Below are 12,489 nucleotides of genomic sequence, written 5' to 3'. Positions count from 1 at the left end.
CTCGCTCCTAAGCCTTGATTGTCTTCGTGGGCGAGGGCAGGCCGACGATCCGCCTGCTGTCCTCGATCGTCGCGATCGCGCCTCCGAGATCCTCGACGATGCGGCGCGCCTTTGTGACCATTTCCGCGTTGGAGGTCGCGAGCTGGCCACGCGTGAGATAGACCGCATCTTCCAGGCCGATCCGCACGTGACCGCCCGCAAGATAGGATTGTGCAACCGTTGTGAATGCGGCCTTGCCGATGCCGACCGCGGTGAACTCCGCGTCCGACGGCAGCAGGCCGCGCGCGTACAATACGGTTTCCGGGGCAGGCTGAAAGCCGTAACGAACGCCCATCACGAAGGAACACAGCACCGGCCCTTGCAGGGAGCCGTCGGCCAGCAGATCGCGCATCAGGGCGATGTCGCCGGAATCGAACAGTTCGATCTCCGGCTTGACGCCGGCGTCTGCGATCACTTTCGCCATCCGGCGAACGTTCGCCGGCGTATTGATCACGACCTCGCCTCCGGAGTTCATGGTGTTGAGATCGAGCGTGCAGATGTCCGGTCGCAGCACGGCGATGTGCTCGACCCGCTTCTCCGGCGCCGTCAGCGTCGTGCCTTCGGCGGCCACCTTCGGATCGTCCCTGGATGGAACAAAGCGTCCGCCCGGTCCGGTCGTAATGTTGAGGATCAACGCGGGGTTGCGCGCGCGGATACGCTCGACGACGTCGACATAGTGGTCGAGCAGCATCGAGGGTCGGCCGGTCAGCGGGTCGCGAACGTGGATGTGGACGATGGCGGCGCCGGCATCGGCGGCGTAGAGACAGGCGTCTGCGATCTGCGCCGGCGTGATGGGAAGATGAGGGGTCTGCTCGGGTGTCGTCAGGTTGCCGGTGACGGCGCAGGTGATGATGACCTTTTCGCGGGGAGATCGCATAGACTTGTTCCTTCAGAGCGAGCGGCCGCCGTCGACGACGAAAGTCGTTCCGGTCGCGAAGCCGAGTTGGGTTGCGCAGGCGAGAATGGCCGAGGCGATGTCCTCTGCGGTCGCAATCCGCTTCAGCGGTGTCGTCGTCGCGGTCTTGGCATTGAAGTCCGCGCCGCGCCCCGGAACGAAGCCGGTGTCGACCACGCCGGGTGCGACCGCGAGCACCCGCACCTCGGGGGCCAGCACGCGAGCCAGCGATTTCGTCATCACGTCGATGCCGGCCTTGACGGCACAATAGGCAATCGAGGAACCGATCCCGTTGGTGCCCGCGATCGATGATATCGAAACGACGAGGCCGTCACCGGATGCCTTCAGCAGCGGAGCGAAGGTGCGGATCGCCGCAAATTGTCCGCGCCAGTTGACCGCGAACATCCGGTCAATCAGGTCGTCGTCCAGCGCGTCGAGATCGGCGTGAGGCACCGGCTTGGTAAAGCCGGCGGCGTTGACGAGGATGTCGAGCCGGCCGAAGCGCCGCTCGATCTCGGCGCGCAGCGCCGTCAGTGTTGCGGTCTGTGCGACGTCGGCGATCAACGCGGCGTGGCCATCTCCAGGCAAGGATTGCACCACCGTTGCCGCGGCGGCGGCTTCGTCCGGAGCGTCGCGGTGGCTGATTGCGATGCGGGCACCGAGTTCGGCGAAGCGCTTGGCGGTCACGGCTCCGATGCTGCCGGCCCCGCCCACGACGAGCACGACCTTGTCCTTCATGGATTGATTCATCGTCAGCCTCACTTGATCGGTGGCTTGGGGAGGATCGCTTCACCATTTTCCATGGTGAAGCGATAGTTCAGCGCGTACCAGGGAGCGCGGACCCCGGGCGCCGGTGGATCGCCGTCGTCATGCCGGCGATAATCGCCGACCAGCGCGCGCGTCACCCCGAACACCACGTCGCTGTCCAGGTGTTCGTCGTGGTCGACGAAGACCTGCGTGACCAGCGTCTTGTAGCCGGGCTTGAAGCCCAGGAAGTGCATGTGTGCCGGCCGGTAGGGATGCCTGTTCTGGGCGCGCAGCATGTCGCCAACCGGGCCGTCGGTCGGCACGGGATAGCCGGCGGGCTTGACCGATCTGAATGAGAACCGACCCGCGGCGTCGGTGGTGAACTTGCCGCGCAGGTTCATGTCGGCCTGCGTTTCGTCCTGGTTCTCGTAGAGGCCGACCGGCGAGGATTGCCAGACGTCGACCTCGACATTGGCGAGGGGCTTGCCCGCGATGTCGACGACTTCGCACGCGACGAAGAGTTCGGGGCCGGGTGTCGCAGAACGAACGATCGATGCTCCGTTCTCTGTTTTGGGAGAATTGGCCCGCCAGAACGGGCCCAGCAATGCTGCCGCGGTTTCGGTCGCACCGGCGTTGCCGTTGTTCAGCAGGCAGACCAGCGTCGAGAAGCCGGTCGCATCCGCGAACAGGATGCCCTCGTTGTGGCTGTCGTGGGTGGCCTGTCCGATCCGATTCAGGAAATCGATGCCGAGATCGTATTCCGCCTCGGTGAGTTTCACCTCGCGGGCGAAGGCATGGAGGTGCCTGACGAAGGCTTCCATCACCGTTCGGAGCCGCGCATTGTCGGTCGACGCCATCGCCCGCAACACGGTCGGCGTCACGTCCTCGAGCTTCTCGATAATGCCGTGAGACATCGGTGTGCTTCCAATCGGTTGTTCAGGTTGCAATCGTTTGCATGAGATATTGCAATCGATTGCAACGAGTCAAGGGAGCCGCTATGATCATTTTGCAAACGAGCTAAGCAGCAGGAATCGCTGGGTGAATCGACCTGTCACGACAATCAAGCAGATCGCGGACGCCGTTGGCGTTCATCCATCGACCGTGTCGCGGGCCCTCGATCCCAAGAAACGGCATTTGGTCGCGGACGATGTCGCCAAGAGGATCTCCGCCCAAGCGGAGGCGCTGGGCTACCAAACGAACCGGCTGGCCGCCAACCTGCGACTGGGGCGATCCGATCTCGTCGGTGTGCTGCTGCCCGACATCACCAATCCGGTGTTCGCTCCGATCCTTGGCGGCATTACGGAGGTTCTCTCCGCGGAAGGCTACGCGCCGATCGTCGCGGACGCCGGGAATGTATCGTCGCAGCAGATCTCCTTTGTCGAGCGACTGCTCAGCCAGCGGGTCGACGGTCTGATCCTGGCGACGGTTTCGCAGGATGACGAACTCGTCGGTTTCTGTATCCGGCGCGGCGTTCCCGTGATCCTGGTCAACCGATCCGAAGCGCGCGATCGCGTCTCCTCAGTCGTCTCGGACGACGAAATGGGAATGCGCCTTGCCGTCGATCATCTCGTCGAGATCGGACACCGCCGCATTGCGCATATCGCAGGGCCGCTGTCGACATCAACCGGCGCGCTGCGGCGTGATGGCTTCGCGCGCGCGATGGCGCGGCACGGATTGACCGGTGTCGTACGCGAAGCCGCGGGATACACGCGCGAAGGCGGCGCGCTGGCGGCGACGTATCTCGTCGGCGGGCCGCATCGGGTGACTGCGATCGTTGCCGCGAACGACCTGCTGGCGATCGGTGCGCTGGACGCCCTGAAGGAGCGGCACCTGCGGTGCCCGGAGGATGTCTCGCTCGTCGGCCACAACGACATGCCACTCGTGGATGTCGTCTCGCCGCCGCTCACCACCGTGCGCATCGAGCACCGCGAGATGGGGCGGATCGCCGCCAGAATGCTGATCGATATGCTCCAGAGCGGGTCGGCCGAGATCCGGCACGTCGTACTTCCTCCTGAGCTGGTCGTCAGGAAATCCACGCAACCGCCAGCTTAGATATCTGCCCGCTGCTCGCCTTCGGTCGCGGGCCGGCTGAGTGAACGACGTTGATGCCGATCCGAGCGCACGCATCAGAACAAACTTTCGAAGATGCAGGGCGCACGTCTTCAACTCCTTGATACGGTATGTCAGAGCCGCGATCTCCCATCCTGGGATGCTTGATGTTGTTGCGAGGGGTGACCGGTGGCCACGATTTGAAGCCCAGGATCGCAAGGACAAACCAGGGCGCGCTCGGCAGGACACAAAGATGCGCCGTGGCTTAGCCCCGCGCCCCGCGCTCCGCGATCCGCTGCTACCAGCGCGCTTTCAAAGGCTTAGCCTTCAGCCTGCAATTCCATTTGCTTCAGCGGCCGAGCATTGGGATAAGCAGCGCGCCGCCGCGATTGAGCCTCAATCCGGACACCGGCGGCTGCTTTAGGCAATCTCAACCCTGTCGGACTAAGAAAGCTGAATGTCTGTTCGTCTCCCACGCCGCCCAAATCTGTTGCGCGCGGCAGCCATCGTTGCGCTGCTCGCCTCGGCCGCGGGCGTTTCCGGCTGCGCGCAGATCGGCGACAGCGTGCCGTCGGCATTCGCCGATCCCGCCAAATACGATCTGTATGATTGCAAGCAGCTCGAGACCGAGCGCACGAATCTCGCGGCCCGCGCGACGGCTCAGGAAAAGTTGATGGCCAAGGCGGAGACCGGCGTCGGCGGTACCGTGGTCTCCGAGATGGTCTATCGCAACGAGCTGATCTCGATCCACGCCCAGCAGAGGCTGGCGGATCAGGCCTGGCGCGCCAACAAGTGCCATGAGAGCCCGCCGGACACGCCTGCGGCGGCCGCACCCGCAGTGCCTGCGCCGGCAGCAAGCGGCCCGCGCGCACCGCGAGGCCTCGTTCACTAAGTCAGCGATTCCGGAAGAACCGGTAGCTGTGCGCGCAGCCGCGCTCGGCTCAGGCGCGCCAGTCGTAGATCCAGTCCTGCCGCGCCAGCATGCGCTCCGGACCGATGGCGCGGATCGCAAGATCGCGCGCGATCGCCAGGGGGCCGCTCAAATGATAGATGCGACCCTGCTGCCGCGCCATGCGCTGCACCTTCAGCACGCGGCCGCGGCGCATCTCGGCGTAGCGCTTCAATGCGGCGGGAATGCCTGCGGTGTTTTCGCCGGTGCAGTCGGCCAGGGTCTTGGCGAGCACGGCCGCATCCTCGATCGCCATGCCGGCGCCTTGCGCGGCAAACGGCAGCATCGCATGCGCGGCGTCGCCGATCAGCGTCACTGCGCCTTCGCTCCAGCGGCCGATGTCGGGCAGGGTGAACAGCGCCCATTTGCGCCAGCCGTCGACCGCGCCGATCAGCATCCGCGCCGTGGCGGGCCAGCGCGCGGTGGCGAACGCGCCCTTGATCTCGTTGACGTCGCCGGGCGCGCTCCAGCCCGGCCGGTTCCAGGTGCCCGACACGATCGCGACCACGTTGACCTGCCGTCCGGCCGAGATCGGATAGGCCACGAGGTGTGCGTCCGGCCCCATCCACAGCTGTACGCGCGGCGCGGTGTATTCACGCGGCAGGGCGGTCGCGTCCAGCGTGCCGCGCCAGGCGATCAGGCCGGAGAATTGCGGTTGTACATCCGGAAACAAATGTCCGCGGACCGACGACCAGATGCCGTCCGCGCCGATCAGCGCAACCGCCAATTCCTCCTGCCGTGCGTTGCCGCGGCGCTGCACCACCGTCAGCCCCTTGGCGTGCTTGGTCACGTCCTCGAACTGGCAGCCGAGCCGCAGATCGATATCGGGATGGTCGTTGACGGCGGCCTGCAACGCGGCCTGCAGATCGGCGCGGTGGATCACCCAATAGGGGGCACCGGCGCGGAACTCGGCGGCCTGCCCGAGCGGCATCCGCGCAATCTCGCCACCGGCCCGCGCGCTCAGGATGTTGACGGATTCCGGCGTGACCGCACGCCGCGCCAGCGGTTCCTTGAGTCCGAGTCCGACCAGGATGCGGCTGGCATTGGGAGAGAGCTGGATGCCGGCGCCGGCTTCCTCGAGCCGCTCGGCCTTTTCCAGCACGACGACGCGAAAGCCCTGTGCCGCCAGGGTCAGCGACGCCGTCAGTCCTCCGATCCCGGCGCCGGCAACGATGACGGTTCGCGTCAGCGCCACGGAGCGGTCAGGCGACCTTGTCTTTCAGCACGCATTCCGGCGGCCGCGCTTCGCCGGCAGCGAGGTCGGACGCGAAGCGATAGAGCGTCGAGCAATACGGGCAGATGATCTCGCTGTCGTTGCCGAGGTCGAGGAACACGTGCGGATGGTCGAACGGAGGGTTGGCGCCCACGCACATGAACTCCTGCGACCCGATCTCGATCACCGTGACACCGGCATCGTTATGGAAGTGCGGGACGACGTGGTCGGACATATTCTCACCTTGGTGGCAACGATGGGCAGACGCAATCAACAGCATGCGGCATCGCGAAATGCCGCGCACCATACTGGCGGGAACAGTTGATTCCTAGAGCCCCGATGGCTCATTTGCTCATGCAAATTCGACACAATCTTGTCGTCCCAGAGAAGCCCTTCTTTGGTCGGAGCCGTTGTGTCGCAAAAACGGCACACCATTTCCAAGCGAACTGAACAAGGCGAATAAAACTAGAGGTTTTTAGCGGAATGAACGGGGTGCGCCTCAGTTTTGCGGTGGCCGGCCTGGCAGCGAGCGCTGCCGTGGGCGCGGCCATTTGGCCACACGCCCGGGACGCCGGAACGGTGCTGTCAGCGCGGAACGATCCGGCTGCACTCGCCGAGCTCAGGCTCAATTCCGTCCTGCGCAACAACCCGGCGTTGATATCGGACAATATCGAGGCGGCACTCGCCTCCGGAGATGCCGATCTTGCGACCAGCTTTGTCGCGCTCGCAAGCGAGAAGAACATCGCGCTCGGTGATGAACTCACAAAGCGTGTCGACGATGCGCGCGCCGAGCAGTCGTCCACCACGCATTTCGCCAAGGGATTTGCCACCGGTCTCGTGACCGGCAATGCCGACGATGTCGCAAGCCTGTCCGGCACCGTCGCCGGCGATCTGTTCGTGTTCGGCGACGTCAGGGACGTCGTGCGCGAGGGTAAGCACCTCGCGATGGGCGAGGACACCGACCGACTGGTGCTTGGCCTTGCGGCCGCCGGGCTCGCCGTGACTGCGGCCACCTATGTGTCGGTCGGCGGCGCCGCGCCGCTGCGCGCCGGACTGACGCTGGTCAAGGATACGCGCAAGGCCGGACGGCTGAGCGAGGGGATGATCGAATGGGCCGGGCGCTCGACCCGCGAGGTGGTCGATCAGCCGGCGCTCCGTGATGCGGTCGCATCCGGCTCGGTGCTGCGGCCGGCGGAAACCGCAACCGCGATCCGCGCGGCGTTCCGCGCCGAGAAGGCCGGTGCGCTGGTGCGCGTCGCCAAGGACGTCGGGCGCATCGGCGAGGCGGCCGGGGTTCGTGCCGCGCGGGACACGCTGAAGGTCGCGGAGAACCCGCAGGAGATCGCGCGCGCGGCCCGCATCGCCGAGGTGAAGGGCGGCCAGACCCGCGCGATCATCAAGCTGCTCGGCCGCGGCGCGCTGCTGCTCGTGGCCGGCACATTCAATCTCACGATGTGGCTGTTCGGCGCGCTGCTCGCGCTGTTCGGCTTCCTGTCGTCGATCAAGGCCACCACCGAGCGAGCCACGGCATGGTGGCTCAGACGCAGCAAGGCGCTGCGCCTGAAGCGGCAGATGACCGCGCAGGCCGCGCTGGCGAGTATGCCCGCCCAAGGCTAGGTTTCACGCTAAGCTTGCGGTCGCCGGTCGATCGCAAATCCCAAATCCAAATCCAAAAAACGGAATCGAAGATGCCGAGTTTCCACCACGGCGATGTTGAGATTGCCTATATCGACGAAGGCGCGGGCGAGCCGATCGTGCTCGTGCACGGCTTCGCGTCGAGCAAGAACGTCAACTGGATCTATCCGACCTGGGTGTCGGAGCTCGTCAAGGCCGGCCGGCGCGTCATCGCGCTCGACAATCGCGGCCACGGTGAATCCGCCAAGCGCTACGATGCCGCGCAGTACGAGATCGCGACCATGGCAAGCGACGTGATCGCGCTGATGGATCATCTCGGAATCGCGCGCGCCGACATCATGGGCTATTCGCTGGGCTCGCGGATGACGGCGATCCTGGCGCGTGAGAATTCCGAGCGGGTGCGTTCGGCGATCCTCGGCGGCATCGGCATCGGGCTGATCGAGGGCGGCGGTCCCGGCGAGGCCGTCGCGCTGGCGCTGGAGGCGCCGTCGCTCGACGATGTCACCGATCCGGTCGGCCGCACCTTCCGCGCCTTCGCCGATCAGACCCGTTCCGACCGCCGCGCGCTCGCCGCCTGCCTGCGCGGCTCGCGCCGCCTGATGACGCGCGAGGAGGCCGCCGGCATCGGCGTGCCGGTTCTGATCGCGGTCGGCACCAACGATGAGATCGCGGGCTCGGCGTCAGCGCTCGGCCGGATCATTCCGGGTTCGCAAGTGCTCGACATTCCGAACCGCGACCACATGCGGGCGGTCGGTGACAAGGTCTACAAGACCGGCGTCATCGACTTCCTGTCGCAACGACAATAGCTCGTCGGCATCATCATCGGCATCGTCCTTGGCGAAGGCGCGCGCCGCCGCGATCAACACCACGAAGGTCGCGACCCACACCATGCGCGCGCCATAGCGGTCGTGCGGTCCCGAGATCACGCCACAGACGGCGGCATTGCCGAGCAGAGCGAGCGTCACCGTGCCCGCCAGCAGCGTCAAATCGTCGAGCCGCCGCTGCCACAGTCCGCGGCCGAACAGGATCACGACCAGCAGCATCGAGGCCAGCGCGACCGGCACGTGGATGCGATTGATCGCGGTGAAGTCGAGGGCCCATTGTTGTTGCCGCGCGGCGCGCATCGGCGCGACCTGCTTGGGAACATAGCGCTCGATGATGCCGTAGGTATGCGGGATCCAGCCCGAGGAGCCTTCGCCGGTCGCGACATCCAACAGCTGGTCGGCGGTTGCCGTCAGCGCCGCTTTGGCCTGCCATGTCGGATATTCGGCCAGCGAGCGCACCACGATGTGGCCCATCTCGTCATTCAGTCCCTGAAAGCGGCCGAGCGTGTTGAACATGCTGTGACCCCACAGGAAGTCGTCGGCGGTCGGCGGCAACTCGTCGCGATAGGGGCAGAGCTTCAGGTTCTCCTTGGCGCAATGATCGCGCAGATATTGCGCGACGATGCCATCCTGCAGCATGCGGCCGAAGGCGACGCCATAGCCGCCGGGTGTCCAGGCAAGCTGACCCGACAGCGCGAAGTTCGCCGCCAGCAGCATCACGGCGGCGGTGACGATGGTCAGGCTGCCTTGCATGAGCCCCGCGACCGGGACGCGGCGGCCGAGCCACGGACGCAGCATCCAGCCGACGCAGCACAGACCGAGCAGCACCGCGAGCGTCGCGCTGTGCGTGGCGGCGGAAAACGCTGTGAATCCGAACAGCACCGCCTTCTCCAGGGTCGAAATCCTGTCGCCGTGCAGGATGAGGATAAAGAGCGCGAGCACCGAGAGGCCGGCAAAGATGTCCGTCAGCAGCATGCTGGCGAGCCAGGGCAGGGCGGTGGTGGCGATCAGCACAAGGCTGATCGCGATCAGCCGGACCGGCCGGGCGAGCTCGAGCATGCGCAGGGTCAGTTGCAGGATCCACAGCGTCGCCAGGGTCTGGATGCCGAGGTTGAGCCAGAAGCCCGATGTCTCGCCGACATGCAGGTAGATGCCGAACACCGTGGATCGGCTCGGCACCAGATAGCCCTCGTACCAGCGCGCCAGATAGCCGCCGGTATCCCATTGGAGCAGCGGATAGCCGTTCCAGAAGGCAGGCGCGATCAGCAGGAGGGGAATGGCAATGGTGGCGATCCAGACCGACCGTGCATCGGTCAGGCGCCCACGTAACGTCCGGGTATTGATGGTATTTCCCCCTTTTATTGGGGCCGACCATGCCCAAAACCACACTCGGGACGAAATCCGCCAATAGTTGCAGAAGCGCGGCTTGATTTCGGCAAAATCCCGACCAATTCCCCTAGACATCGGCGCGGGGGGCGTTCGGCTGGGGTTTACCGTACCGAGCCGTCCCGGGACGCGCTGGGGTCACCGTGCTATAACGCACATCAGAACAACCGAATTGCGAGAGCAGCTATGGCAGTTCATCAGGTCAATCCGCAGGGGAGCAAGCTGGCGGCACTCGATCCGATCTGGGATCGAATCCGCGGCGAGGCGGAAGACATCCTGCGCCGCGAGCCGGAGCTCGCATCCTTCATCTATGCGACCGTGCTGCATCATGAGCGCCTGGAAGATTCCGTGGTCCATCGCATTGCCGATCGGCTCGACCACGCCGCGCTGTCGGGCGACCTGATCCGCCAGACCTATGGCGAGGCATTGCGCGATGAGCCCGATATCGGCAACGCCTTCCGCGCCGATCTCGTCGCCGTCTATGACCGCGATCCCGCGACCTCGCGCTTCATCGATCCCTTGCTCTACTTCAAGGGCTTCCACGCGCTGCAGACCCATCGTCTCGCGCATTGGCTCTATCAGAAGGGCCGCAAGGATTTTGCCTTCTACCTGCAGAGCCGCTCGTCGGCGGTGTTCCAGACCGACATCAATCCGGCGGCCAGGATCGGTCGCGGCATCTTCCTCGATCACGCCACCGGTTTCGTCTGCGGCGAGACCGCTGTCATCGACGACGATGTCTCGATCCTGCATGGCGTCACGCTCGGCGGCACCGGCAAGGAGAATGAGGATCGCCATCCGAAGATCCGCCACGGCGTGCTGATCGGCGCCGGCGCCAAGATCCTCGGCAATATCGAGATCGGTCATTGCGCGCGGATCGCGGCGGGCTCCGTCGTGGTCAAGCCCGTGCCGCACAACGTCACGGTCGCGGGCGTGCCGGCGAAAATCGTCGGCGAGGCCGGCTGTGCCGAGCCGTCGCGCACCATGGATCAGATGCTCAACGCGATCGGGCTTTGATTTCACTCGCTTTCTGATCGGTACCGCGCTCGTGTGCGCAACATCACGTCGCCAAAGCCTGAAAAGGCTCTGGCGATCTTTGCCGTCTCGTCCTAAAACTCCGCCGAAAATCATCGACCCGATTGGAGACGGCTGTGGACGTTCAGGAAGTCAGGAAGCTCGACGCGTATCTCAAACGCGTGTTCAGCAATCCCAAGATCCGCGTGGTGCCGCGGCCCAAGAAGGACGACTCGGCCGAGGTTTATATCGGTGAGGAGTTCATCGGCGTGCTGTTCGTCGACGACGAGGACGATGATCGCTCGTTCCAGTTCCAGATGGCCATCCTGGAAGAAGATCTGGGTGAGCAGGGCTGAACGGCCTAAGGCCGTCATTGCCGGGAACCCCGCGGAGCGCGCGTCGCTCCGGCGCAATGACGGCGTTACCCCTTCGCGCTGTGCATCTGCGCGGAGAGGCGGTTCATCGCGGTGGCGATGTCACGCCATTGCGCCAACCAGCTGCGTGGAAAGCGGAAGGTCAGGTCGGCGCCCTCGATGCGCTGCTCACTCAGGCACATGCCGGGCGTCGAGGTATCGCGCGTACAGCGCGCGATCAGCTGCGGCTCGGTCGCGGTGAACAGGTCCTCGCCGCCATAGGGCGTGCCGTCGCGGAACGCGCGCGCCGTCAGGCCGTCATCGGTGTTCGCGCGGTCGTCGAGATAGCGCGGATAGATCGTGCGCAGCCGCATGTCCGGCGCGAGTGAATCGTGATGTGCCGCGATCGACACGAAGATCCTGTCGATCGGCTGCACCTTGTCCTCGACCGTATCGGCGCTGTAGTGCTTCGGCGCGGCTGGCGCCTCCAGCGACGGATAGAGGAAGCTCAGATCGACGCGCTCCTGCGGCCCGGAGTGGCGCTGGATCTTCATGCGCACCGCCATGGTCGGCACGTTGAACAGCGTGCCGCCGACGCTCACCGGCAGCCGCGACGGATCGCTCGGCGGGACGGTCGTATAGGTCGGCCACAGCAGATAGGCGACGAGCGCAATCGCACCGGCCGCGATGACCGCCGAGGCGATGATCGGAACGAGATGCGCGCGCGGATTGCGGCGGGTGTCGCGGGCGAGATGCTGGGCAGTCGAGAGAAGCGTCATGAGCGAGGCAAAGAGCAGGTCGGGAGTGGCCGAATCACCTGCCGAATATGCCACGTGACGCGGAATTTCCGTACGATTCCAATGGAATCCCCGAGCGAATGGCCATGCGCAAACGCCGCGCCGGGCGCTGCCGGTTAACCTTTCCTTAAGGATGATGTGGCGGCCTGCCGCCAATTCTGCGAAGCAGGGTGAGTGGCCTGTTGCGTAGCGGAAGTTCCGATGTCGCCCGATACCTTGAATTCCCTGTTCTCGCTCTTCATCGGCTTCGCGCTCGCCGGCGCGCTGGCCAGCGGTTATCAGGCGATGGCGGAGCGTCCGGCCGGCTTCGGCCTGCTGCAGGAGGGCGTGGCGCCGAGGACCTTTGCCGCGGTCCCGTTTCTCGTCTTCGCTGCACCCTTCATCATCATGCGCAACACGCTGCGCGGTGCGCGCATCGAGCGCCGCCGTTTCGAGTTCGTGATGATGGCAACCGTCATCTCCGGCTTCTGGAGCCTGATGTCGGGCACCTTCTTCGTGATGACGCTGCGCGCTGCGGGCGTGATCGGGTGATCCGCGCCGGATCCTGATCCGTGTCCGGATCATGGCCGTGCTTGCTTGAAACGGTATCGT

The 12,489-nt window shown here is 65.2% G+C and carries 13 protein-coding genes and 1 pseudogene; 7 read left to right on the top strand and 7 right to left on the bottom strand.

Annotated features, from left to right (window positions below; all coding sequences use genetic code 11):
* Window positions 1–7 precede the first annotated feature (7 nt).
* From ACOIX3_RS25260 to ACOIX3_RS25250, 3 genes are read right to left on the bottom strand one after another with little or no spacing between them, the layout of a single operon-like run.
* Window positions 8–916, bottom strand: a complete 909-nt coding sequence (locus tag ACOIX3_RS25260) for a 3-keto-5-aminohexanoate cleavage protein (protein WP_420964748.1) — start codon at window positions 914–916, stop codon at window positions 8–10.
* 12 nt (window positions 917–928) lie between these two features.
* Window positions 929–1,684: an SDR family NAD(P)-dependent oxidoreductase gene (locus ACOIX3_RS25255; protein ID WP_420964747.1), complete on the bottom strand. Its 756-nt coding sequence runs from the start codon at window positions 1,682–1,684 to the stop codon at window positions 929–931.
* Between the two features lie 8 nt (window positions 1,685–1,692).
* Window positions 1,693–2,595 (bottom strand): dioxygenase, encoded by a 903-nt coding sequence (locus ACOIX3_RS25250; protein WP_420964746.1) that lies wholly within the window; start codon window positions 2,593–2,595, stop codon window positions 1,693–1,695.
* Window positions 2,596–2,719: 124 nt separating this feature from the next.
* Between ACOIX3_RS25250 and ACOIX3_RS25245 the strand changes: the two genes are divergently transcribed.
* Window positions 2,720–3,733, top strand: a complete 1,014-nt coding sequence (locus tag ACOIX3_RS25245) for a LacI family DNA-binding transcriptional regulator (protein WP_420964745.1) — start codon at window positions 2,720–2,722, stop codon at window positions 3,731–3,733.
* A gap of 454 nt (window positions 3,734–4,187) precedes the next feature.
* Complete coding sequence (locus ACOIX3_RS25240) at window positions 4,188–4,622, top strand: twin-arginine translocation pathway signal (protein ID WP_420964744.1); 435 nt, start codon at window positions 4,188–4,190, stop codon at window positions 4,620–4,622.
* A gap of 49 nt (window positions 4,623–4,671) precedes the next feature.
* On the opposite strand, the gene ACOIX3_RS25235 is transcribed toward ACOIX3_RS25240, so the two are convergent.
* Window positions 4,672–5,874, bottom strand: a complete 1,203-nt coding sequence (locus tag ACOIX3_RS25235) for an FAD-dependent monooxygenase (RefSeq protein ID WP_420964743.1) — start codon at window positions 5,872–5,874, stop codon at window positions 4,672–4,674.
* A 7-nt stretch (window positions 5,875–5,881) separates the two neighbouring features.
* Complete coding sequence (locus tag ACOIX3_RS25230) at window positions 5,882–6,127, bottom strand: zinc-finger domain-containing protein (protein ID WP_298373342.1); 246 nt, start codon at window positions 6,125–6,127, stop codon at window positions 5,882–5,884.
* 248 nt (window positions 6,128–6,375) lie between these two features.
* Here ACOIX3_RS25230 and ACOIX3_RS25225 point away from each other — a divergent pair, with 248 nt between their 5' ends.
* Together ACOIX3_RS25225 and ACOIX3_RS25220 are read left to right on the top strand one after the other, a co-directional pair.
* Window positions 6,376–7,509, top strand: coding sequence for a hypothetical protein (locus tag ACOIX3_RS25225; RefSeq protein WP_420964742.1), 1,134 nt, complete (start codon window positions 6,376–6,378; stop codon window positions 7,507–7,509).
* A gap of 71 nt (window positions 7,510–7,580) precedes the next feature.
* Window positions 7,581–8,333 carry an alpha/beta fold hydrolase gene (locus ACOIX3_RS25220; protein ID WP_420964741.1) on the top strand — a complete coding sequence of 251 codons (753 nt, stop codon included), beginning with the start codon at window positions 7,581–7,583 and terminating at the stop codon, window positions 8,331–8,333.
* A 15-nt stretch (window positions 8,334–8,348) separates the two neighbouring features.
* Here ACOIX3_RS25220 and ACOIX3_RS25215 read toward each other — a convergent pair.
* A pseudogene (locus ACOIX3_RS25215) lies at window positions 8,349–9,740 on the bottom strand (hypothetical protein); the annotation flags it as partial.
* A 183-nt stretch (window positions 9,741–9,923) separates the two neighbouring features.
* Between ACOIX3_RS25215 and cysE the strand changes: the two are divergent.
* Both cysE and ACOIX3_RS25205 read left to right on the top strand, forming a co-directional pair.
* Window positions 9,924–10,751 carry a serine O-acetyltransferase gene (cysE, locus tag ACOIX3_RS25210; RefSeq protein WP_212309873.1) on the top strand — a complete coding sequence of 276 codons (828 nt, stop codon included), beginning with the start codon at window positions 9,924–9,926 and terminating at the stop codon, window positions 10,749–10,751.
* A gap of 134 nt (window positions 10,752–10,885) precedes the next feature.
* Window positions 10,886–11,104, top strand: coding sequence for a DUF3126 family protein (locus ACOIX3_RS25205; RefSeq protein WP_050406403.1), 219 nt, complete (start codon window positions 10,886–10,888; stop codon window positions 11,102–11,104).
* A 65-nt stretch (window positions 11,105–11,169) separates the two neighbouring features.
* Here the strand turns inward: ACOIX3_RS25205 and ACOIX3_RS25200 are convergent, their stop codons facing one another.
* Window positions 11,170–11,880 (bottom strand): hypothetical protein, encoded by a 711-nt coding sequence (locus ACOIX3_RS25200; protein WP_420964740.1) that lies wholly within the window; start codon window positions 11,878–11,880, stop codon window positions 11,170–11,172.
* A 219-nt stretch (window positions 11,881–12,099) separates the two neighbouring features.
* On the opposite strand from ACOIX3_RS25200, the gene ACOIX3_RS25195 reads away from it, so the two are divergent.
* The gene (locus tag ACOIX3_RS25195; RefSeq protein WP_092115175.1) at window positions 12,100–12,429 is read left to right on the top strand and encodes a DUF6949 family protein; all 330 of its coding nucleotides are present in this window, start codon (window positions 12,100–12,102) and stop codon (window positions 12,427–12,429) included.
* Window positions 12,430–12,489: the final 60 nt, after the last annotated feature.

The sequence above is a fragment of the Bradyrhizobium sp. B120 genome (genome assembly GCF_049075665.1).
In the GTDB taxonomy this organism is placed as follows: domain Bacteria; phylum Pseudomonadota; class Alphaproteobacteria; order Rhizobiales; family Xanthobacteraceae; genus Bradyrhizobium.
The sequence above is the reverse complement of the archived record's forward strand: the minus strand, read 5'-3'. Positions and strand labels throughout refer to the sequence as shown.

What these genes read in the sequence shown, in the direction of transcription:
- ACOIX3_RS25260 (WP_420964748.1), bottom strand. Translation starts at nt 916, where the DNA reads ATGCGATCTCCCCGCGAAAAGGTCATCATCACCTGCGCCGTCACCGGC.
- ACOIX3_RS25255 (WP_420964747.1), bottom strand. Translation starts at nt 1,684, where the DNA reads ATGAATCAATCCATGAAGGACAAGGTCGTGCTCGTCGTGGGCGGGGCC.
- ACOIX3_RS25250 (WP_420964746.1), bottom strand. Translation starts at nt 2,595, where the DNA reads ATGTCTCACGGCATTATCGAGAAGCTCGAGGACGTGACGCCGACCGTG.
- ACOIX3_RS25240 (WP_420964744.1), top strand. Translation starts at nt 4,188, where the DNA reads ATGTCTGTTCGTCTCCCACGCCGCCCAAATCTGTTGCGCGCGGCAGCC.
- ACOIX3_RS25230 (WP_298373342.1), bottom strand. Translation starts at nt 6,127, where the DNA reads ATGTCCGACCACGTCGTCCCGCACTTCCATAACGATGCCGGTGTCACG.
- ACOIX3_RS25225 (WP_420964742.1), top strand. Translation starts at nt 6,376, where the DNA reads ATGAACGGGGTGCGCCTCAGTTTTGCGGTGGCCGGCCTGGCAGCGAGC.
- ACOIX3_RS25220 (WP_420964741.1), top strand. Translation starts at nt 7,581, where the DNA reads ATGCCGAGTTTCCACCACGGCGATGTTGAGATTGCCTATATCGACGAA.
- cysE (WP_212309873.1), top strand. Translation starts at nt 9,924, where the DNA reads ATGGCAGTTCATCAGGTCAATCCGCAGGGGAGCAAGCTGGCGGCACTC.
- ACOIX3_RS25200 (WP_420964740.1), bottom strand. Translation starts at nt 11,880, where the DNA reads ATGACGCTTCTCTCGACTGCCCAGCATCTCGCCCGCGACACCCGCCGC.
- ACOIX3_RS25195 (WP_092115175.1), top strand. Translation starts at nt 12,100, where the DNA reads ATGTCGCCCGATACCTTGAATTCCCTGTTCTCGCTCTTCATCGGCTTC.